Origin of the sequence: Tenacibaculum sp. 190524A05c, assembly GCF_964036595.1 — a bacterium.
Classification (GTDB): Bacteria; Bacteroidota; Bacteroidia; order Flavobacteriales; family Flavobacteriaceae; genus Polaribacter; species Polaribacter platacis.
In genome coordinates, this window is the sequence record NZ_OZ038523.1 from 302,000 (window position 1) to 326,669 (window position 24,670).

The 24,670-nt window shown below is 31.1% G+C and carries 23 protein-coding genes; 11 read left to right on the plus strand and 12 right to left on the minus strand.

All coding sequences use genetic code 11. The features are described from left to right. Window positions 1-51: 51 nt before the first annotated feature. Complete coding sequence (locus ABNT61_RS01305) at window positions 52-2,256, minus strand: endonuclease MutS2 (protein WP_348744534.1); 2,205 nt, start codon at window positions 2,254-2,256, stop codon at window positions 52-54. A gap of 34 nt (window positions 2,257-2,290) precedes the next feature. Between ABNT61_RS01305 and ung the strand changes: the two genes are divergently transcribed. Continuing rightward, window positions 2,291-2,956 carry a uracil-DNA glycosylase gene (ung, locus tag ABNT61_RS01310; protein WP_348711525.1) on the plus strand — a complete coding sequence of 222 codons (666 nt, stop codon included), beginning with the start codon at window positions 2,291-2,293 and terminating at the stop codon, window positions 2,954-2,956. A 4-nt stretch (window positions 2,957-2,960) separates the two neighbouring features. Here ung and ABNT61_RS01315 read toward each other — a convergent pair whose 3' ends face one another. The 7 genes from ABNT61_RS01315 to ABNT61_RS01345 all read right to left on the minus strand — a co-directional run bounded on the left by ABNT61_RS01315 (window position 2,961) and on the right by ABNT61_RS01345 (window position 10,960). Continuing rightward, window positions 2,961-3,890 (minus strand): hypothetical protein, encoded by a 930-nt coding sequence (locus ABNT61_RS01315; protein ID WP_348744535.1) that lies wholly within the window; start codon window positions 3,888-3,890, stop codon window positions 2,961-2,963. 129 nt (window positions 3,891-4,019) lie between these two features. Further along, window positions 4,020-5,036: a glycosyltransferase family protein gene (locus ABNT61_RS01320; RefSeq protein ID WP_348744536.1), complete on the minus strand. Its 1,017-nt coding sequence runs from the start codon at window positions 5,034-5,036 to the stop codon at window positions 4,020-4,022. 1 nt (window position 5,037) lies between these two features. Next, window positions 5,038-5,916 (minus strand): UDP-2,3-diacylglucosamine diphosphatase, encoded by an 879-nt coding sequence (locus ABNT61_RS01325; protein WP_348744537.1) that lies wholly within the window; start codon window positions 5,914-5,916, stop codon window positions 5,038-5,040. A gap of 225 nt (window positions 5,917-6,141) precedes the next feature. Then, window positions 6,142-9,492 carry a preprotein translocase subunit SecA gene (gene secA / locus ABNT61_RS01330; RefSeq protein ID WP_348744538.1) on the minus strand — a complete coding sequence of 1,117 codons (3,351 nt, stop codon included), beginning with the start codon at window positions 9,490-9,492 and terminating at the stop codon, window positions 6,142-6,144. A gap of 107 nt (window positions 9,493-9,599) precedes the next feature. Then, entirely contained in the window at window positions 9,600-9,821 is a 222-nt protein-coding gene (locus ABNT61_RS01335; RefSeq protein WP_100924424.1) for a DUF2795 domain-containing protein, read from the minus strand. A 98-nt stretch (window positions 9,822-9,919) separates the two neighbouring features. Next, window positions 9,920-10,492: a cob(I)yrinic acid a,c-diamide adenosyltransferase gene (locus ABNT61_RS01340; RefSeq protein ID WP_348744539.1), complete on the minus strand. Its 573-nt coding sequence runs from the start codon at window positions 10,490-10,492 to the stop codon at window positions 9,920-9,922. 63 nt (window positions 10,493-10,555) lie between these two features. After that, window positions 10,556-10,960, minus strand: a complete 405-nt coding sequence (locus ABNT61_RS01345; protein ID WP_348721769.1) for a thioesterase family protein — start codon at window positions 10,958-10,960, stop codon at window positions 10,556-10,558. A 173-nt stretch (window positions 10,961-11,133) separates the two neighbouring features. Here ABNT61_RS01345 and dnaA point away from each other — a divergent pair, with 173 nt between their 5' ends. Genes dnaA through ABNT61_RS01360 form a run of 3 tightly spaced genes read left to right on the plus strand, consistent with a single transcriptional unit; the run spans window position 11,134 to window position 13,733 of the window. Further along, window positions 11,134-12,558 (plus strand): chromosomal replication initiator protein DnaA, encoded by a 1,425-nt coding sequence (dnaA, locus tag ABNT61_RS01350; protein WP_348711535.1) that lies wholly within the window; start codon window positions 11,134-11,136, stop codon window positions 12,556-12,558. A 13-nt stretch (window positions 12,559-12,571) separates the two neighbouring features. Further along, window positions 12,572-13,021, plus strand: coding sequence for a low molecular weight protein-tyrosine-phosphatase (locus tag ABNT61_RS01355; RefSeq protein WP_348744540.1), 450 nt, complete (start codon window positions 12,572-12,574; stop codon window positions 13,019-13,021). A 7-nt stretch (window positions 13,022-13,028) separates the two neighbouring features. After that, entirely contained in the window at window positions 13,029-13,733 is a 705-nt protein-coding gene (locus ABNT61_RS01360) for an SAM-dependent methyltransferase (protein WP_348711537.1), read from the plus strand. A 31-nt stretch (window positions 13,734-13,764) separates the two neighbouring features. On the opposite strand, the gene ABNT61_RS01365 is transcribed toward ABNT61_RS01360, so the two are convergent. The 4 genes from ABNT61_RS01365 to dapF all read right to left on the minus strand — a co-directional run bounded on the left by ABNT61_RS01365 (window position 13,765) and on the right by dapF (window position 16,867). Further along, a complete protein-coding gene (locus tag ABNT61_RS01365; protein ID WP_348721771.1) occupies window positions 13,765-14,304 on the minus strand; it encodes a peptidoglycan-binding protein LysM in 540 nt (179 codons plus the stop codon). 238 nt (window positions 14,305-14,542) lie between these two features. After that, the gene (gene mltG / locus ABNT61_RS01370) at window positions 14,543-15,574 is read right to left on the minus strand and encodes an endolytic transglycosylase MltG (RefSeq protein ID WP_348744541.1); all 1,032 of its coding nucleotides are present in this window, start codon (window positions 15,572-15,574) and stop codon (window positions 14,543-14,545) included. Next, window positions 15,564-16,091, minus strand: coding sequence for a GNAT family protein (locus ABNT61_RS01375; protein ID WP_348744542.1), 528 nt, complete (start codon window positions 16,089-16,091; stop codon window positions 15,564-15,566). Before ABNT61_RS01375 ends, mltG begins: the two co-directional genes overlap by 11 nt. Then, window positions 16,091-16,867 carry a diaminopimelate epimerase gene (gene dapF, locus ABNT61_RS01380; RefSeq protein WP_348744543.1) on the minus strand — a complete coding sequence of 259 codons (777 nt, stop codon included), beginning with the start codon at window positions 16,865-16,867 and terminating at the stop codon, window positions 16,091-16,093. The genes ABNT61_RS01375 and dapF overlap by 1 nt, the downstream gene beginning before the upstream one ends. Before the next feature lie 133 nt (window positions 16,868-17,000). Between dapF and ABNT61_RS01385 the strand changes: the two genes are divergently transcribed. From ABNT61_RS01385 to ABNT61_RS01415, 7 genes are all read left to right on the plus strand, one after another. Further along, complete coding sequence (locus ABNT61_RS01385) at window positions 17,001-18,386, plus strand: S1C family serine protease (RefSeq protein WP_348744544.1); 1,386 nt, start codon at window positions 17,001-17,003, stop codon at window positions 18,384-18,386. A gap of 124 nt (window positions 18,387-18,510) precedes the next feature. Beyond that, window positions 18,511-19,953 carry a glyceraldehyde-3-phosphate dehydrogenase gene (locus ABNT61_RS01390; RefSeq protein WP_348721776.1) on the plus strand — a complete coding sequence of 481 codons (1,443 nt, stop codon included), beginning with the start codon at window positions 18,511-18,513 and terminating at the stop codon, window positions 19,951-19,953. Window positions 19,954-20,055: 102 nt separating this feature from the next. Then, window positions 20,056-20,616, plus strand: coding sequence for a hypothetical protein (locus tag ABNT61_RS01395; protein ID WP_348744545.1), 561 nt, complete (start codon window positions 20,056-20,058; stop codon window positions 20,614-20,616). Continuing rightward, a complete protein-coding gene (gene ligA, locus ABNT61_RS01400; RefSeq protein WP_348744546.1) occupies window positions 20,616-22,613 on the plus strand; it encodes an NAD-dependent DNA ligase LigA in 1,998 nt (665 codons plus the stop codon). Before ABNT61_RS01395 ends, ligA begins: the two co-directional genes overlap by 1 nt. A 5-nt stretch (window positions 22,614-22,618) precedes the next feature. Beyond that, a complete protein-coding gene (locus ABNT61_RS01405) occupies window positions 22,619-23,308 on the plus strand; it encodes a lysoplasmalogenase family protein (RefSeq protein ID WP_348711552.1) in 690 nt (229 codons plus the stop codon). Between the two features lie 15 nt (window positions 23,309-23,323). Further along, the gene (locus ABNT61_RS01410) at window positions 23,324-24,013 is read left to right on the plus strand and encodes a hypothetical protein (RefSeq protein WP_348744547.1); all 690 of its coding nucleotides are present in this window, start codon (window positions 23,324-23,326) and stop codon (window positions 24,011-24,013) included. After that, window positions 24,006-24,668, plus strand: a complete 663-nt coding sequence (locus tag ABNT61_RS01415) for a lysoplasmalogenase (RefSeq protein WP_348744548.1) — start codon at window positions 24,006-24,008, stop codon at window positions 24,666-24,668. Before ABNT61_RS01410 ends, ABNT61_RS01415 begins: the two co-directional genes overlap by 8 nt. Window positions 24,669-24,670 lie beyond the last annotated feature (2 nt).

Sequence of the window (24,670 nt, forward strand, 5' to 3'; positions counted from 1 at the left end):
CCTAAGTAGCTGCCCAAAAAGGGCAGCTTTTTTTTATGCTTTATAGTAAAGTTATTTTGCTCTTTGAACTAGCTCTAATTTTTCAATAGAAGTTTTTGTTGTAAACAATCCGTAGTTAATAAAGGCATTCTTCTTTTCAATTTTATCAATAGTTCCTACAGCATTACCATCAACTAATCGAACACGATCACCAGTTTTAAAAATATATTCAGCTTTTGCTTTAGCAATCTTTTTCTCTTCTTCTTTTTTCTCTTTTCTAACCTTAACTACTTTTTGTAAAACTTCTTGTTCCACTTTTTTAATCGCTTCTTTTTGTTTTTCAGCGATTTCTTTTTCTTTTACTTTTTCTGTCTTTGTCTTCTTTTTAGGCGGATTACGCTTTGTGTATTTTGTTTTTTCAGAAGCCACCCATTTAAAGAAGTTTGCGGATAACTCTTTCTTATTATTAGTTTGGAAATATTTATTTAATAACTCATTTAGTCTTCTTCCCAAAGATAACATTCGTTGGTTATTATCATACAATTCCTGGAAACCTTCGAGTTTTTCTCTAATCTTTAATTCTTTCTCTTGTAAACTTTCTAAATGTTCTTGTTCTTTTGATTTTTGTTTCTCAAGAGTATCAGAAGTCTTTTGTAATCTATTTCGCTCTTTTTGAAGCTTGGAAATGGTCTTGTCTAAACGAACCTTTTCGCTTTCTACTCGTTTTTTAGCTCTATTAATTAAGCTATACGGAATTCCATTCTTTTGCGCTACTTCAAAAGTAAATGAACTACCAGCCTGACCAATAAATAGCTTATACATTGGTTCTAATGTACGTTCATTAAATTGCATATTCGCATTAGTAACATTCTCTAATTCGTTAGCTAATACTTTTAAATTCGCATAATGCGTAGTTATAATTCCGAAAGACTTTTGCTTGTAGAATTCTTCTAAAAATATTTCAGCTAAAGCTCCACCCAATTCTGGATCAGAACCTGTTCCGAACTCATCAATTAAAAATAATGTTCTATCGTTACATTTTCTCAAGAAGTAACGCATGTTTTTCAATCGATAGCTGTATGTACTTAATTGATTTTCTATAGATTGATTATCTCCAATATCTGTAAGAATTGTATTGAAAATAGCTGTTTCACTTCGCTCATGCACTGGGATTAACAATCCACTTTGTAGCATTACTTGCAACAACCCAATGGTTTTTAATGTAATACTTTTTCCTCCTGCATTCGGACCAGAAATAACAATGATTTGTTGCTTCTCATTTAGAGATAAGGTCTGAGAAATAGTCTCAATTCCTTGTTCAGCATTTTTCCTCCAAAGTATTGGATGAATAGCATCTCTAAAATAGATTTTCTTCTCTTTAGAAATTTTTGGCAATAAACCATTTATAGCTCTCGCGTATTTAGCTTTTGCAGCCGTAAGATCTAAATGTGTTAAAAAGGAAATATATTGTTCTAATAACGGAGTGTACGGTCTGATTTCCTCTGCTAAAGCTCTCAGAATTTTTACAACTTCCTGTTTTTCTTCGTACAGTAAATTTTGTAATTCTCTGCTAAATGAAAGTGTTGCTTGTGGAGCGATATAAACGATATTCCCTGATTTAGAAGAACCAAGAAGACTTCCTTTAACTTTACGTCTGTGCATTGCTAAAACCGCTAAAACACGTTGGTTGTCAACAATAGTTTCTTTAATGTCATCTAAGTATCCACTAGCTAAACTGCTACTTAAAGCTTTAGAAAAACTTCCAGAAATCTTTCCCCTAACAGAATTAATATCTTTTCTAATTTGCTTAAGTGTTGGAGAAGCATTATCCGCAATTTCTCCATATGAAGTAACAATTTTCTGAATTGCATCAGAAACATAAGTTGTAAACTCTAATTCTTCGCTAAGTTTAAATAGTGTAGGGTAGTAGTCTTTAAATTTCTTTAAAAACTTCTTTTGTTCATTTACAGTTTCTGTAACTGAGGCGATTTTCAAAAAAGCATCCGGTTCTAGATAACTATTTTCAATTGTTAATCTTTTTATAGATTCTGTTATGTTATCAAAACCGTGATTAGGAATTCTATTTTCGTTCTCAAAAGAAGCTAAATATTCATTGACCAGATGTAACTCAAAAAATAATTCTTCAGTATCACCAATAGGTTGAATGTTAGAAACAGCATTTCTACCTAATTCTGAAATACAAAACTCACTTACTTGTTCTAAAACCGTTGCGAACTCTAAATCTTGTAATGTTTTTTCTGATATATTTTTTTTCAATTTCCTATTTTTGAGAACAACAAAAATAACAAGAATGCAAGTAAATATAGCTGAAAGTTGGAAACATATTTTACAACCTGAATTTGAACAAGATTATTTTAAAAACTTAGTTCAATTTGTTAAAGAAGAGTACAATGAGTTTACTTGCTACCCTAAAGGCTCAGACATTTTTGCCGCATTTGATTATTGTGCTTTTGATGATGTAAAAGTTGTTATAATTGGACAAGATCCATATCATGGAGTTGGTCAGGCAAACGGTTTATGTTTTTCGGTTCATGATGGAATTTCTCATCCACCTTCTTTAATAAATATTTTCAAAGAAATTGAAACAGATCTTGGAATTACATATCCAGAATCAGGAGATTTATCACGTTGGGCAAAACAAGGAGTTTTGTTACTTAATGCAACTTTAACTGTAAGAGCTCATGAGGCTGGAAGTCATCAAAAGAAAGGTTGGGAGCAATTTACAGATGCTGTAATCGCTTCTATTTCTCAACAAAAAGAAGATGTTGTGTTTTTACTTTGGGGAGGATATGCAAAGAAAAAAGGAGCGAAGATTGACAAGAAAAAACACCATGTGTTAACTTCAGGTCATCCTTCGCCTTTAAGTGCAAATCGAGGATACTGGTTTGGAAATAAACATTTTTCACAAACCAATGAGTTCTTGACTCGCAAAAATTTATCGGTTATAAATTGGTAAAGAATTAGTGTTTTTTAGCTTTTGGTGGTAAACATCCACATGGTGGTTTTTTTCGTTTTACAACTTTTAGAACAATCTTCTTTTTACCATACTTTTTGTAGTATTCATTCAAGTAGATAGTTTCTCTTTTTTTACCATCAATCATAAAGAAGATTTTATGATCTAAAAGAATGTCATTCAAAATAGATACTTTGAATTGTAAATGCCTCTTTTCTTTATTGATGTAATTATACGGTAAGAATAATTTATTAATGCTATCTCTTTTGTTCAATGCACCAATACCTGAAGCTCCTTTGGCGTTTTTAATAACTTTTGTGTCTTTCCAAGGGAAATCTGGAGATTCGACTTTAAACGGAATTAAATAGACGTTTAATTTATCAAAAGACTTGTCGTAGTGTACAGGAATGTAATCGATATAAGTTTCTTTGAGAATCGAATAATCAAGATAAACAAGTTGATTTGGTTTTACACCGTCAAAAACAAAATTATCAGGAGTAATTAAACCAATGTCATACAAATTGTCATCTTTGTTACCATTCTTTGATTTTTGTACAACTGGAGGTGAAGCAATATAGTATTTAGAAACATAAAAGTTTTTAAACTTTTTATTGTTCGTTTTATTTTTTTGATGACCAAAAGGAATTCCTGAAACCTCTTGATTTGCTGTATTCCAGCTAAAACCATTAGGTCTTTTTACAGAATATGATCCATTACTATATTTCGGACTTACAACTTTACCACTATCGATGATAATACTTGTATTACAACCATATAATGAAATTTGTTGTTTGCTTTTATGAGGTAATGTACTATTAGCAATACTGAAACTTATATATCCAGTATTTTTAACATCGTAATTATTTTGTGATTGTCCTTTAAAACTGATCAAAAAGAAAAGCGCTAATACCTTAATAATTTGAGTAGTTGATTTCATCTTGAATAACTTTTTAATTCAATCAAACTTATTGATTTCAAGAAAAAAGTTAGTTTTAAAAACTACGAGAGTGTGTTTTTTGGGTATAAGAAATGTTATTTTGGTTATAAGAAAATTTAGTTTTGAATATTATTCCATTGCTATTCGAGGTAAAATAGTTTCGTTATAGTAAGGTAGCGTAATTGCATCTAAAATATCTTCGGTTACATCTGGATAATTTACTTCAACAATTTTATCAGAGCTTAACCACTTTTTAATTTTAGGTAATTGTTTCTTATTAAACTTCTTTAAAACTGGAACTCCCATTTCTTTTAAAGCTAAAGCGTTACATTGTTGTTCATATTGGTTTTTCATAGGAACTACCATTAGTTTCTTACCTAGAAATAAAGCTTCTGCCGGAGTTTCAAATCCTGCACCACATAAAACGCCTTTTGAGGAAGCAATGCTTTTTATGAATTCCTTTCCGTCAATTGGACGAATAACTACATTATTATGTAATTGAAATTGATTGGTGTGTTTTGAAAACACTTCCCATTTTACCTTTTTAAACTGAGATAAAATCTTGATTAGTTTTTTATCTCCATAAGCTGGTAAATACACCGTGTAATGACTTTTTTTTGTCACATTTTTATACCGAATTTCTTTTCTGATAATTGGTAAGAATGTAGCAGAGGAGTAGGTTTTAAAATGAAAACCAAACTTGTTTTTGGCAGGTGCATAATATTTTAAGATCAATCTTTCAAACTTGAAACTTCCATATTTCGGAGCTTTGTCATCTGCAACTGCATTTTGATGACTTAATGAGATGATCGGTACATTTCTTAATTTACATGCCCAAGCAGACACAGGTTCAAAATCATTGATGATTAAATCGTAATCTCGAACAGGTAGATTTTTTATCTCTTTCCAAAGTTTACCAAATTTGGTTTTTTTCAAAGTTTCCCATAAGTCAATTCCTCCTTTTTTACCAAAAATGAAGCTTAAACCATATAGTTTGTATTTTACCTCAAAAGGAAATTTTAATTCACATTGATAACCACTTACTAAAATATCTACTTCAGCTCTTTTTTGTAAGTAAGGTACAACTTCTAATGCTCTACTAGCATGACCGTTTCCAGTTCCTTGGATTGCGTAAAGTATTTTCATATTATTTGGTTGATTTTTTAATATTGAACTCTAACAATAAATCTTCAAAAAGCTGACTGTTGGATTGTTCTGCTTTTACAAGTTCTACATCAGATACTTCAATGGTTTCAGGGACTTTTTGTGCGATATCATCTTTTTCGTATTCATATAATTTCCATTCTTTATTCACATACTCAAGAGCTGTAAGATTTTCTATCCAATCTCCAGAGTTTAAATACATAGTTTCTCCTTTTTCATTTTGAATCACCTTCATTTCAGGTTGATGAATATGTCCACATACTACATATTCATAATTATTATCAATTGCGATTTCAGAAGCAGTTGTTTCGAAGTTATTAATAAATTTAACGGCACTTTTAACGCTGTTTTTTATCTTTTTACTGAATGATAATCTATTGTAGCCTAAAGCTTCACTAATGCAATTTACGGCTGTATTCAGCATAATTAGAAAGTCATAACCAATGCCACCTAATTTTGCTAACCATTTTGAGTGTTGCATAGTAACATCAAAAACATCACCATGGAAAAACCATCCCTTTTTACCATCAATGTCTAAAACCACTTTGTTTACGATTTCAAAACTACCTAAGCGAAAACCTTTAAATTTTCTAAGCATTTCATCATGGTTTCCAGTGATATAATAGACTTTAGTTCCAGAAGTAATAAAAGTCATCAATTGCTTTATAACTTTCATGTGTGCTTTTGGAAAATAACGTTTATTGAATTGCCAGATATCGATTATATCTCCATTCAAAATAAGTGTTTTAGGATTTATGGTTTTAAGATAGTTATGAAGTTCAGCAGCTCTACAACCAAAAGTTCCTAAATGTACATCTGATATTACAACAATATCCAGTTTACGTTTCTTACTTTTTTTCATTCTTAAGTTTGATAGGTTTCATTCTGAATTAAGTTTGATTGAGAATGAATTGAGGGTTTCGTAATTAATTTGTACCAAGTTATGTTTTAACTGTTTTGATATGGTAAAAACTTAATTAATAGATTGTTATAAAAACTTGAAGAGAAAGTAATAATTGTAAACTTTGTGTAAATAAAAAAGCTCGAGTTTTAACTCGAGCTTTTTTATTATTATTTAGAATAGGGTTTATTTGTTATATAAAACCCATGTTCCTTGTTCTATTAAAGGAATTGCTTGTTTGTATTTAACTTCTTTTTCCTCACCTGACATAACATTCTTGATAGTTACGCGCTCATTACGACCAATTTTTGGTTGTTCTCTTACAACAGTCTCAACAATTTGTTGCTCTTGAGTTTGTTGGTTACGCGCATTACTAAATGCTTGTTGAGTTGAGTTTTGAACTTCATCTTTACGTAAGTCTAACTTTTCTCTTTGTTGCTCACGTGCTTCAGAAATTTGAGACTCATCTTCTGTAGGTAGTTTTCCTTTAAATAAGAAAGAAAGTACTTCTTTATTGATCTTATCAATAGTTTCTTGGAAAAGTTCGAAAGCTTCAAACTTATAAACTAATAAAGGATCTTTCTGCTCATATGTTGCATTTTGAACTGTTTGTTTTAACTCATCCATTCTACGTAAATGGTCTTTCCAGTTCTCATCAATAATTGCTAAAGTGATGTTCTTTTCAAAGTCATTTACTAATGATTTTGCTTCACTTTCATAAGCTTCTTTTAAGTTTGTAACTACGCGAATTGTTTTTGTACCATCAGTAAAAGGCACTACAATTCTTTCATAACGATCTCCTTCGTTTTCAAATACATTCTTGATAACTGGGAATGCTTGAGTAGCATTTCTTCCTGCGTCATTTTTGTAGTTTTCTGAAACGATTTTGTATAGTTCATCTACTAAGTCTTGTTCTGCTTTAGTATTGAATTCTTCTTCTGAAAAAGGAGAAGTCATTGATGAAAAACGAATCAATTCAAATTCAAAATTTTGGAAATCCTTATTCAATTTATTTTGACGTACAACTGCATCACAAGTATCATAAATCATATTTGCGATATCTAATTGTAATTTCTTACCATCTAAAGCATGACGACGACGTTTGTATACAAACTCACGTTGAGAGTTCATTACATCATCATATTCTAATAAACGTTTACGAATTCCGAAGTTGTTTTCCTCAACTTTCTTTTGTGCTCTTTCAATAGACTTTGTAATTAAACGATCCTGAATTACTTCTCCTTCTTTTAATCCTAATCTATCCATCATCTTCGCAATTCTATCAGAACCAAATAAACGCATTAAGTTATCATCTAAGGCTACGAAGAATTGAGAAGAACCAACATCTCCTTGACGACCAGCACGTCCACGTAACTGACGGTCAACACGACGAGAATCATGACGTTCTGTACCAATGATTGCTAAACCACCAGCCGCTTTAACTTCATCAGATAATTTAATATCGGTACCACGACCTGCCATGTTTGTTGCAATAGTTACCTGTCCTGGTTTTCCTGCTTCAGCAACAACATCAGCTTCTTTCTTGTGTAATTTCGCATTTAAGATGTTATGAGGAATTTTGCGCATTGCTAACATTCTTCCTAGTAATTCTGAAATTTCAACAGAGGTTGTACCTACTAAAACAGGTCTATTTTCACCAACTAGCTTAACAATCTCATCAATTACAGCATTATACTTTTCTCTGGTAGTTTTGTATAATAAATCCTCTCTGTCATCTCTTGCAATTGGTTTATTCGTAGGAATTTCAATTACATCTAATTTGTAGATTTCCCAGAATTCACCAGCTTCAGTTACAGCTGTACCCGTCATTCCTGAAAGTTTACGATACATTCTGAAATAATTCTGTAATGTTACAGTTGCAAAAGTTTGCGTAGCATCCTCAATTTTTACATTTTCTTTTGCCTCGATTGCTTGGTGTAAACCATCAGAGTAACGACGACCGTCCATAATACGACCAGTTTGCTCATCAACAATCATTACTTTATTTTCAACTACAACGTACTCAACATCCTTTTCAAATAAAGAGTATGCTTTTAAAAGCTGATTCATTGTGTGAATTCTTTCGCTCTTTACGCTAAAGTCTCGATATAATTCTTCTTTTAATTCAGCTTTTTGCTCTGGTGTGCTATCTGCATTTTCAATTTCAGCAACCTTAATACTAATATCTGGTAATACGAAGAACGTATCATTTTGTGTTTTCTCAGAAAGGTGAGCAACACCTTTATCAGTTAAGTTGATCTGATTATTTTTTTCTTCAATAGTAAACCATAATTCTGCATCTACTTCAGGCATCAACTTGTTGTTATCTTGCATGTAGAAGTTTTCAGTTTTTTGAAGAACTTGTTTAATACCTTCTTGAGATAAGAATTTAATTAAAGCTTTATTTTTCGGAAGACCTCTGTACACTCTTAATAATAAGAATCCACCGTCTTTGGTATTTCCTTCTTTTAATAATTTCTTAGCTTCAGCTAAAACACCTACTAAATATTTGTTTTGTAGAGAAACTAAATCAGCAACTAATGGTTTTAATTCATTAAACTCATGAAGATCTCCTTGAGGTACAGGACCAGAAATAATTAATGGAGTACGAGCATCATCAATTAAAACAGAATCTACCTCATCAATAATAGCATAATTTGGTTCACGTTGAACTAAATCTTCTTTTGAAGAAGCCATGTTATCTCTTAAGTAGTCAAAACCGAATTCGTTATTCGTTCCGTATGTAATATCGGCGTTATAAGCTTTTCTTCTTTCTTCTGAATTTGGTTGGTGAAAATCAATACAGTCTGTTGATAATCCATGGAATTCAAAAATAGGAGCCATCCAAGCGCGGTCACGTTTTGCTAAGTAATCATTTACTGTTACTACGTGAACACCTTTTCCACTTAGAGCATTTAAGTATACTGGTAATGTAGAAACTAATGTTTTTCCTTCACCAGTCATCATTTCAGCAATTTTACCTTGATGTAAAACAGAACCACCAATTAACTGAACATCATAATGAATCATATCCCAAGTCACTTCTTTTCCAGAAGCATCCCATGAATTTGCCCAGTACGCCTTATCGTTTTCTAAAGTAATATGTGGTCTTGATCCAGATAACTCACGATCAAAAGGAGTTGCAGTTACCTCAATTTCTTCGTTGTTTGCAAAACGCTTAGCTGTTTCTTTTACTAAAGCAAAAGCTTCTGGCATAATCTCAGCTAAAACACCTTCTGAAGCAGTATAAGCTTCATCCTTTAGTTTATCTATTTCAGCATAAATTTCTTCCTGACGATCAATATCAGCTGTTTTTACTTCATTTTCTAATGTTGAAATTGCGTCATCAAATTGCTTTGTTGCTTCTTTGATTTTAGACTTAAATTCAATAGTTTTTTCTCTTAGTTGATCGTTTGTAAGGTTAGCAATAACAGTTTCAAAAGATTTTACTTTATCAACAATAGGTTGTAAAGACTTTAGATCTTTTTGTTGTTTATCTCCTACAAAAATTTTTATAATCGAGTTTAAAATGCTCATTTTGTGTGAGTTTTATTCTGAATTAAATTCAGAGTATAAATTAGTTATTTGGTGCTTAAAAGTAAGCAAAAAAAAAGCCTCTAAAAGAGACTCTTTGTATTTATGTTTTAATATTCATCTTCGTTCCAAAGATAATCCTCCTCTGTAGGATAATCTGGCCAAATTTCAATGATAGAATCATAAATCTCACCTTCATCTTCGATATCCTGTAGATTTTCTACCACTTCCAAAGGAGCACCAGTACGAATAGCGTAATCAATTAATTCGTCTTTGGTAGCCGGCCAAGGTGCATCTGCTAAATAAGATGCTAATTCTAGTGTCCAATACATTTCTAAATCTGTTTTTAGTGTTTTGCAAAAATAAAATTTAAACTGAAAAAGTCAAGTTTTTTTTTGAAAATGTAAAAAATAGTATAAAAAGAACTTATTTAAAGCTTTTTAGGTACCCATTTTACCTCTTCAGCTTTCAATAGGAAAGTCAACTTTCGTGCCAACACAAAAAGGTAGTCAGAAAGTCGGTTTAGATACATTAAAATACTATTATCTATTGGTTCTTCCTCATTCAAAGCAACGCTTAAACGCTCGGCTCTTCTACATACACAGCGTGCTATGTGACAGAATGACACGGTTTGGTGTCCGCCTGGTAAAACAAAATGCGTCATTTGAGGAAGATGTTCATTCATAGTATCCATTTCCTGCTCAAGAAACTCGATTGATTCATTATTAATTTTAGGTATATTTAATCTTTCTTTTCCGTTTTTTAAAACCTCTTTTTCCAGAGGAGTAGCTAACATTGCCCCAAGAGTGAATAATTCATCTTGTATTTTAATTAGGGCATTCTTGGAGATATCATCAATATCTTGATCTCTAATAAGACCAATATATGAGTTTAATTCATCTACAGTACCATAACTTTCAATTCGTAGATGATATTTTGGAACTCGAGTTCCTCCAAATAGAGCAGTAGTTCCTTTATCTCCAGTTTTAGTATATATTTTCATTTATTTGGTTTGTGCAATAATTTGAATGAAGATATTAAAAATCTATCTTTTATTAATGTTAAATCAGGAAACTTTTAATTTTTCTAAAATGTATTCCGGACAACGAATTGGACGCATAGATTTACTATCAATAAATGCTAATGTTGTACTTCCTGTACATATCAATTCCTGATGCTGATTTTTGATTTCATAGTCAAATTCTATTTTAACACTTGGAGCCTTTTTAAGTATGGTATGAATAGTTAATTCATCATCGTAATAGGCCGATTTTTTAAAGTTACAATTAAGGGAAATAACTGGGAGAATTATTCCTGTTTTTTCCATATATTTGTACGTAATCCCAAGGGAACGAAGCCATTCTGTTCGACCAATCTCAAAATATTGAGCGTAATTTCCATGATAAACTACCCCCATCTGATCAGTTTCGCCGTATCGTACTCTTACAATTGAACTGTGATTAATAATCATTAGGTTTTTTTATTTCGAATCTTACGTAAAAAAAAAATAATAATCAATACCAATTTGATTTTTTTTTACTGAAATTTATTCACACTTTTGTTCGCCCGTAGGGAGGGTAATTAAACATATTTTTTTTCGCAATTTTTTAATTGCGAGCGTAATTTTTTTTCTGAAAAACTTAAATGAATAAATCTGCTGAATTAGTTTGGTTAAATTGCTTGTCTTTCATAAAAGACAATATTAAGCCTCAGGCATACAAGACATGGTTCGAACCGATAAAACCTGTTAAGTTGTCTGGAGAGGCATTAACTGTACAAGTTCCCAGTAAGTTTTTTTACGAATGGTTAGAGGAGCATTATATTAAATTATTACGTGTTGCACTTATTAAAGAGTTAGGTGAGCATGCAAAGTTAATATATGACGTACGTATGGAAAATACGTATAGTAGTAACAGTCCTCAAACTGTTAAAATCCCAAGCGCAAATAGAAACCCTTTAAAACCACAAAAGGTTACAGTTCCGTTAGAATCTAAAAGAGAACTTAAAAACCCTTTTATTATTCCTGGTTTACAAAAGGTAAAAATAGAATCTCAACTTAATCCTAATTATAACTTCGAAAACTTCGTTGAAGGAGATTCAAACAGGTTAGCTCGTTCGGCAGGTATCGCTGTGGCTAATAAACCTGGAGGAACATCTTTCAATCCGTTGTTAATTTATGGTGGAGTAGGATTAGGAAAAACACATTTAGCTCATGCTATTGGTGTTGATATAAAAGATAAATATCCAGATAAGACAGTTTTATATATTTCATCAGAAAAATTTACTCAACAGTTCATTGATTCTGTTAAGTCTAATACTAGAAATGATTTTATTCATTTTTATCAGATGATCGATGTGTTGATTATTGATGATGTTCAGTTTTTATCGGGAAAAGCAGGTACACAGGATGTTTTCTTCCATATTTTCAATCATTTACATCAAAATGGAAAACAGGTTATTTTAACTTCTGATAAAGCGCCTGTTGATATGCAAGATATTGAACAGCGATTATTGTCTCGTTTCAAATGGGGATTATCTGCTGAATTGCAAAATCCTGATTACGAAACAAGAATTTCTATTCTTCAAAGAAAACTATTTAGAGATGGTGTGGAAATGCCAGAAGATATAGTTGAATATATTGCTAAGAATGTGAAATCTAACGTTAGAGAATTAGAAGGCGTAATTATTTCTATGATTGCCCAAGCTTCTTTTAACAGAAAAGAATTTACTTTAGAATTAGCAAGACAAATTGTAGATAAGTTTGTTAAGAATACGAAGAAGGAAGTTTCTATAGATTACATTCAAAAGGTAGTTTCGAAATATTTCGATATGGATGTTGCTACATTACAATCTAAAACTAGAAAAAGACATGTTGTTCAAGCACGTCAGTTAGCGATGTATTTTGCAAAACGTATGACGAAGTCTTCTTTAGCTAGTATCGGAAGTCAAATCGGACAAAGAGACCATGCAACTGTTCTTCATGCTTGTAAAACTGTTGATAACTTAACAGAAACAGATAAGCAATTTAGAAAGTACGTTGAAGACTTGACTAAAAAACTAACATTCTAAAACCACTTTTTATATGAGGGTACTTATGGTTTGTTTGGGGAATATATGTCGTTCGCCATTGGCTGAAGGTATTCTTAGATCTAAAGTGTTTTCAGACTCTATTTTAGTTGATTCGGCTGGAACTTCAGGATTTCATCAAGGTGAATTACCAGATCCAAGATCTATTGCAATAGCAAAAGTTAAAGGAATTGATATTACGGATCAAAGGTCGAGAAAATTTGTTGTTGAAGATTTTGATAATTTTGATTTGATTTATGCAATGGATCAAAGTAATTTCAATAATATTTTAGATTTAGCAAGAAACAGTGAAGATGAATCTAAAGTTAAAATGATTTTAAACGAATCAAATCCTAATCAGAACTTAAATGTTCCGGATCCTTATTATGGAGGAGATCAAGGATTTGAAAATGTATACAATATGTTAGATGAAGCATGTGATGTAATTGCTTCAAAAATCCAATAGTATTTTTATGTTAGGTAAGTTATATTTAATTCCTACAACTTTAGGAGATACAGAGCCTTTAGAGGTAATGCCTATTTCTGTTAAGAAAGTAATTGAAACTCTAGATTATTTTATTGTTGAAAATGAAAAAACAGCAAGAAGATTTATTAAGAGAATAACACCTGCTAAAGTTCAATCAGAACTTCATTTCATGAAAATAGATAAGTTTTCTCATGAATTGGAAACTAGAAATTACTTGGATGTTTGTCAGCAGGGAATTTCTGTTGGAGTATTGTCTGAGGCTGGAGTTCCTGGTGTTGCAGATCCTGGAGCAACAATTGTAAAACAAGCTCATGAAAAGGGAATTCAAGTGATTCCATTGGTAGGTCCTTCATCAATATTGTTAGCAATGATGGCTTCCGGAATGAATGGACAAAACTTTGCTTTTAATGGATATTTACCGATTGATAAATCGGATAAAAGAAAAGCTTTAAAGGAATTAGAAAGACTTTCAAGAGATAAGAACCAATCTCAGATTTTTATAGAAACTCCATACAGAAATGGTAAAATGTTAGATGACATAAGAGCAACATTACATCAAAATACTAGATTATGTGTTGCATGTGATATTTCTTTACCTACAGAGTATATAAAAACGTTTACAGTAGGTAAATGGAAATCAGAAAACCCTGATTTACACAAAAGGCCTGCAATTTTCATTATACAGGCCTAATAGTTATTAATTTATAAAAGTGTTTTTTAAATTACACAGTAGCTTTTTTATCTGCTATAATGTGAGAAACATCATATCCAGCAAACTTCTTTAAATACGATTCAATAGACGTTCCATAAGAATCTTTAAATTTAAAGTTACCGTAAGAACGTAAAAACTTTTTTACGTTACCTGCTCCAGCTAAATGGGCTGCAGCTAAAATTCCAGACTCCGTAATAACAATACCGTTAATACGTTTTCCTACAAAACGGGAAATATCCCTTCTTAAAATCCATTTATTCACCTTACATAAGGCAGTGAAAGCCCTCTCTTGTAATTCAGGGTTTTTCAGGAATTTTTGTGTATCATAAATTTTAAAACGACGTAATGTCCCTTTTCCAAATTGATACTTTCCTAAATATCCTAATGTATTTACAACGGTGTATTTACCTTGAGATTCTTTAAAAGCTAAAGCTTCTTTAAATCCTATAAAGTTTTTCTCTAGGATTAATAAGTCCTCTGTAGTAGTGTAGTTAATTGGCTTAGTTTCGTTTAATAAAATCCCCTTTTTATTTGTAAAACTAAATAGCATAATAACAATTAAAATTGCCCCTAATTTTCTGATAATTAATATACTTTCTGTTTAGCGGGCGCAAATATATGACAAAATTATACTTCAAAACAAAACTTCAGATTTTGTATATTTTGCTGTTTTATCAAAAATTTATTTTTCTGGATGTATTTTTTATAAATTAATAATTCACCCTTTTGATTAATTGTTAAATTATCTAAAAAGGGGGTAACGAATTATGAATAATTTTTTGTTAAAATTATCTCTTAATTCCTTGATTACTAATCCATCGCTGATATTTTGCTGCATTTCTGTTGTGTTGAGACAGTGTTTTAGCAAACTCATGAAAACCAATATTGTCTATACTAGCACACATAAAAAAGTAGTCGTGCTTCGCAGGATTTAAAACTGCATCAATTGATGAAATATCAGGCATTGCTATTAAAGAAGGAGGTAAGCCTGCATTTTTATACGTGTTATAGGGAGAGTTTTTAGTGTTCTCAATATCTCTGAATAAAACACGTTTAACGATAAAATCTTGACCATTAACTTCTCTTAAAGCATAAATAATTGTTGGATCTGCTTCTAAAGGCCATTTATTCTTATATCTATTTAAGTATAATCCAGCTACTTTTGGTCGTTCCGATATTTGAGCAGTTTCTTTTTGAACAATAGAAGCTAATGTAATTACTTGATCTTCATTTAATCCAAGTTTACTTGCTTTGTCTAATCGGCTTTTGTTCCAAAATTGATTGTACTGCTTCAACATTTTGTCTCTAAACCTTTCAGCCGATGTGTTCCAGTAAAATTCATACTGGTTAGGAATATACATTCCTAAAACTGATTTCTCTGTAAAATCATTCTCTTGAAGAAATTTAGGATCTTTAAAGGCATTTAATAAAGATATACTGTCCGTTTCAAGTTGCTGTGCAACTCTTCCAGCTAATTTTTCTAAAGTATCTTGATTGTTAAAGGTTACTTTAACTGCTGTTTGATTTCCAGAACGAAATAAATTTACCAAGTCATTTAAGTTCATTCCTTTTTTTACAACATACATTCCACCTTTAGGAGTTTTGAACTTCTTTTTATCGGCAACCCAAAGAAAATCTTCATAACTAGGAATAACATCGTTTAATGAGTTCTTAAAAGTATCCATTTCACTATTAGAGGAAACATAAATAGTGGTGTTTGCAGTTACAACAGGTGAAAAGATTTTATTGTAAAAATAGAATCCTACTGCACCAACAGCTACAAGTAGAATACTTATTGTTATTAAGATTTTATTTTTCATTTATTAATTGAAATAAAATTTCATCTTTAAAACTTCCTTTTGAGAGTAACCAGTCTTTTTTAATGCCAATCTCTTGAAAATGATGTTTTGTAAATAATGAAATGCTTTTGTGATTGTCTGAAGCAATATTAGCAAATAATTGGTGTAAATTAAGAATTGAGAAGCTATAATTTATGAGTAATTCCAGTGCTTCTGAAGCGAAACCATTTTGTTGATGGTTTTGGTCAATAAGAATGCCAATTCCTGCTCTTCTATGTTGTGGGTTAAAGTCGAACAAATCAATCAATCCAATTTCCTTTTGAGTTTCTATTTCCTCAATTACCAGTCTTAACTGTTTGGCTTCATAAATATCTAAATGACAATTCTCAACATATTGTTTCAATAAGTATTTTGAGAAAGGTGTTTGCGTATGACTTACTTCCCAAAAGAGCTCATTATTTTCTATGTTAAAAAGAAATTCTAAATCTTCTGGTTCAATTGCTCTAAGTCGAATATGTTTGCCAACTAGTGTTTCCATTAAATTTCAATTTGTCCTTTAAATACAAATTGAGCCGGTCCAGTTAAAAAGATATTTCTATAAGATTCTCCTTCAACATCAAATGAAATAGATAGTTTTCCTCCTTCAACTTCAATATTGATATCCTTATCTTCAGTTTTATCAATGGTATGCATTGCAATTGCAGCAGCTGTTGCACCAGTACCACAAGCCAAAGTTTCATTTTCAACTCCTCGTTCGTATGTTCTTATTCTAAATGAATTAGAATTTAACTGTTCAACAAAATTGACATTGCTTCCTTCAGTACCATATACGTCATTTCTGATTTGCTTTCCTTTATTATAAACATCAAAAGATTCTATGTTTTCTACCAATTCTACATGATGTGGAGATCCAGTATCTGTAAACACATACCCATTTTTTTGTTGTACTTCATTAACATCAATCATTTGTAATGAAACAATACCATCATTTATAGTTGCATGGTGAAGGCCATCTATTGCATTAAACGTAGTTTTATGTTCTATAACATTTAATTGGTGTGCAAAAGCAACAATACAACGACCACCATTACCGCACATTGTACTTTCGTTTCCATCTGCATTAAAATACACCATTTTAAAATCGGTAGTTTCATCATTTTCTAGTAAGATTAAACCATCTGCTCCGACTCCAAAATTACGATCACATAAAGTATTAATTATCTCACGATTTTCTTTTGGAAAAAAAGATGTTCGATTATCAATTAAAACAAAATCGTTTCCTGTTCCTTGGTATTTGTAAAACTCTAAATTCATTAGGACAAATATACATATTTACTGAGTAAAATAAGGTTGTTAAATAGCGGTTAAAGTCCGTTAAAGAGAAGTTAAACAGATTGTGTTAAAATGTTAAAATTGTATATTTGAGTAGCTTAAAAATTTAATAAACATGAAAAGAGTTTTAGGAATATTGACTATTGCATTTTTGGGAGGAGTTTCTTCAATAGGAGTTTATAAACTATTTGTAGAAAAACCACAAATTATAGTAGAGAAAACAGTTGAACCAGCATTATCAACTATGAATGCTAGTTACACACCAGCTGTATTAAATACATCTTCAGTACCATCTGATTTTACAGAAGCAGCTGAAAAAACCGTGAATACAGTGGTGCACGTTAAAAATACCGCAGTAAAAGAGGTGTATAACCCATTTGAAGAATTCTTTGGTTCTGGAAACGGAAAAAGGAAACAAGAAAGAGTAGGAACAGGTAGTGGAGTAATTATTTCTTCTGATGGTTATATCGTAACGAATAATCATGTTATTGAAGGAGCTACAGAATTAGAAGTTACTTTAAATAATAAGAAAAAATATAAAGCTGAGTTAATTGGAGCAGATACAAAAAATGATATCGCTTTGTTAAAGATAAACTCAGATATTGATTTACCATACATCACTTTCGGTAATTCAGATAATGCAAAAATCGGAGAATGGGTACTTGCAGTTGGTAACCCATATAATTTAAATTCTACGGTTACTGCTGGTATTGTAAGTGCTAAAGGAAGAGATTTACAAGGAAATACTAATATTGATGCGTTTATCCAAACAGATGCAGCTGTAAATCCAGGAAATAGTGGAGGAGCATTAGTAAATACAAGAGGAGAATTAATAGGTATTAACACAGCAATAAGTTCAAGAACAGGTTCGTTTATAGGATATTCTTTTGCTGTTCCATCTAATATTACAAAGAAAATAATAGACGATTTGTTGGAGTTTGGGAATGTTCAAGAAGCAGTTATAGGATTTAGTTTTAGACCTGATAGAGATGAAGTAGAAGGAGTAGAGATTGTTTCAGTAACTCCTGGTGAAGGAGCAGCTCTTGCGGGACTTCAGGCAGGTGATGTTATTACTAAAATTAATGACGTAAAAATCAGTAAGATTTCAGATTTAAAAGGACAGTTAAATGCAAAAAGACCAGGACAATCTGTTAATGTAACTATTGATAGAAACGGATCTGATTTAGTAAAAACTGTTACACTTACTAAAAGAACTGTTTTTGAATCAAGAAGTTTTCAAATACAACTTAAAGATTTATCTGAAAAGGACAAAAAGGATAGAAACTTAGAAAATGGAGCTAAAATTGTAAGAACAACTAATCCTGCATTTGTAGAATTTAATGTTGGAAAAGACTATGTAATTACGAAGATCAACGGGAAAAAAGTATACTCAGCTTCTGAAGCAGCAACTTTATTAGATAGCTATTCTCCAAGAAGCAGTAGAAGACTAATTCTTGAAATGGTAAGTCCAGATGGACAAGTTGAAAGATACGGTCTGTAAAAAATATTTTAAGTAAATTAAAACTCGATATTTTTAATATCGAGTTTTTTGTTTTTTTCGGTTACGAAATCGTTTGAAATAACTACTTTTGCACCAAATTTTTAAAAATTTAGTTAACACAACTATGTCAACAATAACAAATTACGAAAAAGAAGTGGTAAATCAGGCTCAAGTTAGAAGAGCTACTACTGAATTTATCAATATTGTAAACGATTTATGGTATGATAAATCAATTGAATTAGTATTGTTTAGAAACCCTTTAGTAGATAAAAGAGCTAGTGAGGTTTTAAACTTAATTAACTATGCGAAGGAATTCGTTACTAAGCCAATTTCTATTCAAGATGCATTAGCTATTGCTAAAGCAATTCAAAGTATAGAATTACCAGCTTCTAAATTAGATATAGGTAAATTAGCTTATGAGTATCACTTAGTTGATGATGCTAGTGCTGATACTGTTGATTTCGTAAAAAATCAATTAAAAGACGCTACTGATGCAAATGCTATCCAACCTAAAGATGTTGTTCTTTATGGATTTGGACGTATCGGTCGTTTATTAGCAAGAGAATTAAGTTCTAAAATGGGTAAAGGTTCTCAATTACGTTTGAGAGCTATCGTTACTCGAGGTAAAATTGATCAATCAGTATTAGAAAAAAGAGCTTCTCTTTTAAGTATTGATTCTGTGCACGGAGATTTCTTAGGAACTGTTCAAATTGATGCAGAAAACAATGCATTAATCATCAACGGAACTACGGTAAATATGATTTCTGCTTCTGGACCAGAAGAGATTGATTATACGGCATATGGAATTAATGATGCTTTAGTAATTGATAATACAGGAGCTTTCAGAGATAAAGAAGCTTTAAGTCGTCATTTACAAGCTAAAGGAGCAAGCAAAGTATTATTAACAGCACCAGGAAAAGGAATTCCAAATATTGTTCATGGTGTAAACCATTTAGAAAACAATCCAGATTCAATCGATATTTTCTCTGCTGCATCTTGTACTACAAATGCAATTACACCAGTATTAAAGGTGTTAGAGGATAACTTCGGAATTAAAAAAGGACATTTAGAAACTATTCATGCATATACTAACGATCAAAACTTGGTAGATAATATGCATAAAAAATACCGTAGAGGTAGAGCTGCAGCTTTAAACATGGTAATTACTGAAACAGGAGCTGGAAAAGCAGTTTCTAAGGCATTACCGGCATTAGAAGGAAAATTAACTTCAAATGCAATTAGAGTACCTGTACCTAATGGATCATTAGCTGTTTTGAATTTACAATTAAATTCAGAAACTACTGTTGAAGCAGTTAATGCAATTATGAAGCAATATGCTTTAGAAGGAGATTTAGTTGAGCAAATTAAGTACTCATTAAGTAACGAATTAGTATCTACTGATATCGTTGGAACTACAGCTCCTTCAATTTTTGATAGTAAAGCTACAATTGCAGATGGAGATACAATTGTAATTTACGTTTGGTATGATAACGAATATGGTTATTCTCACCAAGTAATGCGTTTGGCTAAGCACATAGCAAAAGTTCGTCGATATACTTATTATTAGTAGACAACTACTATTTCAACTTTAAAAATCCGAGGTAATTACTTCGGATTTTTTTTGTTTAAAAATAGTAAATTGCAAAACCAATTTTATAAACCATTACGAATGAAGTCTATTATTTCACTTATGCTACTATTTACTATGATACATCAAGTTAATTCTCAAGAATTACCATATTATGAAATACCTGAAAATTCAGAAAGCTATACCGCAGGGGCAGTTGCAAGCAGAATGATTGACGGCTTAGGATTCAGGTTTTATTGGGCTTCAGAAGGATTAACACAAAAAGATTTAGAGTTTAAACCAACTCCAGAATCGAGAACATCAGGAGAAACAATTGATCATATTTTAGGATTGTCTCAAGTGATATTAAATGCTGCAGAGAATAAACCAAATGATGGTAAACAGCCAGAAATGTCTTTCAAAGAAAAAAGAGCAAAGATTTTAAATAACTTGAAAAAAGCTAGTGATATTTTAAAGGATAAATCAGATTTATCTGAGTTCAAAATTATTTTTGGTGATAAGAAGTATCCGTTTTGGAATGCTATAAATGGCCCAATTGCTGATGCTTTATGGCATTGTGGACAAATTGTTTCATTTAGACGTTCGTCAGGAAATCCATTTCCAAAAGGAGTTAGTGTATTTACAGGTAAAGTAAGAAAATAATGACGATTAAAGAGAAAATAGAATCTTTAAGAGAAGAGTTGAACAAGCACAACTATAATTATTATGTGCTTGATAATGCTACAGTTTCTGATTACGAGTTTGATATAAAATTAAAAGAACTTGAAAAATTAGAAGAGCAGCATCCAGAGTTTTTTGATGAGAATTCACCTACACAAAGAGTAGGTGGGCAAATCACTAAAAACTTTAATACGATTACGCATAAAAACAGAATGTATTCTTTGGATAATTCTTATTCTAAGGAAGATTTATTAGATTGGGAAAAGCGTATTCAAAAAATGTTAGGAACTACAGAAATTGAATATACATGTGAATTGAAGTACGATGGAGCTTCAATTAATTTAACTTTTGAAAACGGAAAGTTCGTAAGAGCTGTAACAAGAGGAGATGGTGTTCAAGGTGATGAAGTAACTGCAAATATTAGAACTATTAAATCAATTCCATTAGTTTTATCAGAGGATTTTGTTTCAGATTTTGAAATGAGAGGAGAGATTATTTTACCTCTTGAAGGATTCAATTTAATGAACGAAGAAAGAGTAGCTAATGGAGAAGAACCATATAGAAATCCAAGGAATACTGCTAGTGGTAGTTTGAAACTACAAGACAGCGGAGAGGTTGCAAAACGTCCGTTAGATTGTTTGCTGTATCAAGTAGTAACGAATGAAAGAAAGTATAAAACTCATTTTGAGAGTTTAGAAGCTGCTAGAAAAGCTGGCTTTAAAGTTCCGCATACGATTGAATTAGCTAAATCTATTGAAGAAGTTTTAGAGTTTGTAAATAGTTGGGATGAAAAGCGTCATGATTTACCTTATGAAACGGATGGTGTAGTAATTAAAGTAAATTCATTAGAACAACAAGATGAACTAGGCTACACATCAAAATCTCCAAGATGGGCAATTGCATATAAGTTTAAAGCAGAACAAGTTTCTACGGTTTTAAATGAAATAACATATCAAGTAGGAAGAACCGGAGCAATAACACCAGTAGCTAATTTAGAGCCTGTATATTTGGCTGGAACAATTGTAAAAAGAGCATCACTTCATAATTCAGATCAGATTGAAAAACTAGATGTTAGGGTTGGTGATACGGTTTATGTAGAAAAAGGAGGAGAAATTATTCCAAAAATAATCGGAGTTGATTTGTCAATGAGGCCTTCAGATTCTGAGCCGACTCGATATGCAACTCATTGTCCAGAGTGTGGAACTGAATTAGTTCGTACAGATGGAGATGCTAAACATTATTGTCCGAATGAGTTTGGTTGCGCTCCGCAAATTACTGGGAGAATCCAGCATTACATTAGTAGAAAAGCAATGGATATTGATGGCTTAGGTGCTGAGACTGTAGATTTATTGTATAAAGAAGGGTTAATTGAAAATTATGCTGATTTGTATGAGTTAACTATAGATCAAATTATTCCGTTAGAGCGAATGGCAGAAAAGTCCGCTCAAAATATGGTTGAAGGAATTGCGAAATCTAAGGAAATAGCTTTTGAAAAAGTATTATTCGCATTGGGAATTCGATTTGTTGGGGAAACTGTTGCAAAGAAGTTAGCAAAGCATTTTAAATCAATAGACAATCTAATTAGTGCTGATTTTGATACGTTAATTAATGTAGATGAAATCGGAGAGAAAATAGCCGAAAGTGTAATTAATTTCTCTAAAGACGAGAAAAACTTAGCTACTATTTCTAGATTGAAAAGTTATGGAGTTCAGCTAGAGATCTCTCAAGAAGAATTGGAAAATCAATCTACTAAGTTAGAAGGAAAAATAATTGTTGTTTCAGGAGTGTTCCATCAAATGAGTAGAAATGAACTGAAGAAAGCTATTGAGGATAATGGAGGTAAAGTAAGTAGTTCTATTTCTAAAAAAACTTCGTTTATTGTTGCAGGAGATAATATGGGACCGAGTAAATTAACGAAAGCTCAAGATCTTGGAGTATCAATAATTACAGAACAGGATTTTATAAATATGATTAATTAAGATATTTGTCGAAACTAAAAAAAATAAAGTTCTCACTATTTGTGGTTTACGCAATTATATGTGCTATTAGCGTGTATTTAATTGTTGTAAACCATAAGTATAAGTTTGAAATTAAACCTTTTCCAACTTTAGTTTTAGTAACCTTGTTTTTAATTGAAACAAAAAAGTATACTAAAACTTTTATCGCCTACTTGTTATTAAGTTTAGTAGGAGATGTCCTAACCTCAATTCCATATGGATTTAACCCAGGAATAATTTCATACGGACTATCATATTTAGTTTTGGTGAATTTCCTTCGGAAATATTTGAGTAAAGAAACCTATAAATTACTGATTATTTACTTGTTACTATTTGGGTTTCTGTTCACGGTAATATATGTGTTTGTATTGAATGATCCAGGGAACTCGATGTTGCCCATTCTTTTTTATGGTGTTTGTATTTGTTTAGTAACATCTTTCATTTTAATGAACTATATAGAGAGTATGGAGCATGGAAACTTTATTCTGTTAGTTGCAATTGGATTTAGAATTATTTCTGATTCCATTTATGCTATTGTTCTTTTTAGTGAAACAGATATGTATTTCGATATCTTTTCATTGAGTACATTGTTAGTTTCAAATTTCTTGTTTTACAAGGGGTTTTTGTTTAACGAACAGCAGGTTTCGGATTTTTTTAGTAGAATTGATAGACAATAAAGAATTTCTTACATATTGAATTTAATTACTAAAATAGTATTACTTCTAGGTTTTATTGGATCTAGTGCATTGTATTTATACATGATTGGTACGGTGGATCCTAGTAATGATGTCCTAAGAAATTCAACGAAACCACTTCCTGTTATTTTTCTATTACTACTTTACAGCTTCGAAAGCAAAAAAATAGATCCTTTTATTATTTCAATGTTTTTGTTGATTATGATTGCTGATATTGTGAGCTCTGCATTAGATATGTTTTGGCTCGCTATTGTAATATACGGCGTTGCCAATATGATGTTGGTGAAAATGATGTATGAAACATTGTCTAATAAAGGGAAAAAAGAAATACCCGTTTATTTTGGTGTATCAGTAATTCTATTTTTAATTGTTTTTGTATTTGTAATTCAAGACAAAGGAGATTGTTATTTTTCAATCTTGTTTTATGGGCTAACTGTATCCTTATTATTTACGATTGCCTTGCTGAATTATAAGTATAAAATGATCTTCGCAAATGGATTATTATTTTTTACAATAGGAGTAAGGGTAATTTCTGATTGTATTTATGCAGTTGTTATTTTTAATATTTCAAATGTGTATTACGATTTAGTTTCTCTTTCGATATGGGTAATATCCTGTTTTCTCTTTTATAAATCTTTTATATTAAGAGAGAAATATTTCAATTTTAATCAATCTTTAAATGAATAATCAAAACAAAAAGGCATTAGTAATTTCTTTATTATTTATAGTTATCTCAGTATTTGAGATATATGGTACAATTCAGAATAGCAAGTTACTTGAGTTTATTTTTAAACCGTTAATTACGGTTTCATTGGCTTTACTCTATATCGTTTCAGTTAAAAAGCCAAGTTTTTTATTTATTTCAGCCTTGTTCTTTTCATTTTGGGGAGATGTATTGTTACTTTTTCCTGAGAAGTATTTTGTATTAGGATTAGTTTCTTTTCTATTAACTCATCTCATTTTTATTAAAATTATAAGAGGTTTTATTTCTAATGTAGATTCGAAATTATTTCTAAAATCAGCTATTTTCTTCGTAGCTTATTTTGGAGGGATCATTTATTTAATATTTGAAAACTTAAATGAGCTTTTAATTCCAGTTTTAGTTTATGGATTAGTCATTTCAACCTTCGGAACTTTTGCTACAGTAAATTATATAAAAAACAAAGCAACCGAAAATTTATGGTTGCTTGTTGGTGCTTTAATCTTTATTCTGTCCGATAGTATTATCGCGATTAATAAGTTTTATATGGAAAATGCTTTGTTAGGAAGTTTAATCATGATAACCTATATAGTAGCGCAATATTTTATTTGCAAAGCAATGATTGCAAAGTCTATCCAATAATA

Coding starts and splice junctions, on each gene's coding strand:
- ung (WP_348711525.1), top strand. CDS start 2,291: ATGCAAGTAAATATAGCTGAAAGTTGGAAACATATTTTACAACCTGAA.
- ABNT61_RS01315 (WP_348744535.1), bottom strand. CDS start 3,890: ATGAAATCAACTACTCAAATTATTAAGGTATTAGCGCTTTTCTTTTTG.
- ABNT61_RS01320 (WP_348744536.1), bottom strand. CDS start 5,036: ATGAAAATACTTTACGCAATCCAAGGAACTGGAAACGGTCATGCTAGT.
- ABNT61_RS01325 (WP_348744537.1), bottom strand. CDS start 5,916: ATGAAAAAAAGTAAGAAACGTAAACTGGATATTGTTGTAATATCAGAT.
- secA (WP_348744538.1), bottom strand. CDS start 9,492: ATGAGCATTTTAAACTCGATTATAAAAATTTTTGTAGGAGATAAACAA.
- ABNT61_RS01335 (WP_100924424.1), bottom strand. CDS start 9,821: ATGTATTGGACACTAGAATTAGCATCTTATTTAGCAGATGCACCTTGG.
- ABNT61_RS01340 (WP_348744539.1), bottom strand. CDS start 10,492: ATGAAAATATATACTAAAACTGGAGATAAAGGAACTACTGCTCTATTT.
- ABNT61_RS01345 (WP_348721769.1), bottom strand. CDS start 10,960: ATGATTATTAATCACAGTTCAATTGTAAGAGTACGATACGGCGAAACT.
- dnaA (WP_348711535.1), top strand. CDS start 11,134: ATGAATAAATCTGCTGAATTAGTTTGGTTAAATTGCTTGTCTTTCATA.
- ABNT61_RS01355 (WP_348744540.1), top strand. CDS start 12,572: ATGAGGGTACTTATGGTTTGTTTGGGGAATATATGTCGTTCGCCATTG.
- ABNT61_RS01360 (WP_348711537.1), top strand. CDS start 13,029: ATGTTAGGTAAGTTATATTTAATTCCTACAACTTTAGGAGATACAGAG.
- ABNT61_RS01365 (WP_348721771.1), bottom strand. CDS start 14,304: ATGCTATTTAGTTTTACAAATAAAAAGGGGATTTTATTAAACGAAACT.
- mltG (WP_348744541.1), bottom strand. CDS start 15,574: ATGAAAAATAAAATCTTAATAACAATAAGTATTCTACTTGTAGCTGTT.
- ABNT61_RS01375 (WP_348744542.1), bottom strand. CDS start 16,091: ATGGAAACACTAGTTGGCAAACATATTCGACTTAGAGCAATTGAACCA.
- dapF (WP_348744543.1), bottom strand. CDS start 16,867: ATGAATTTAGAGTTTTACAAATACCAAGGAACAGGAAACGATTTTGTT.
- ABNT61_RS01385 (WP_348744544.1), top strand. CDS start 17,001: ATGAAAAGAGTTTTAGGAATATTGACTATTGCATTTTTGGGAGGAGTT.
- ABNT61_RS01390 (WP_348721776.1), top strand. CDS start 18,511: ATGTCAACAATAACAAATTACGAAAAAGAAGTGGTAAATCAGGCTCAA.
- ABNT61_RS01395 (WP_348744545.1), top strand. CDS start 20,056: ATGAAGTCTATTATTTCACTTATGCTACTATTTACTATGATACATCAA.
- ligA (WP_348744546.1), top strand. CDS start 20,616: ATGACGATTAAAGAGAAAATAGAATCTTTAAGAGAAGAGTTGAACAAG.
- ABNT61_RS01415 (WP_348744548.1), top strand. CDS start 24,006: ATGAATAATCAAAACAAAAAGGCATTAGTAATTTCTTTATTATTTATA.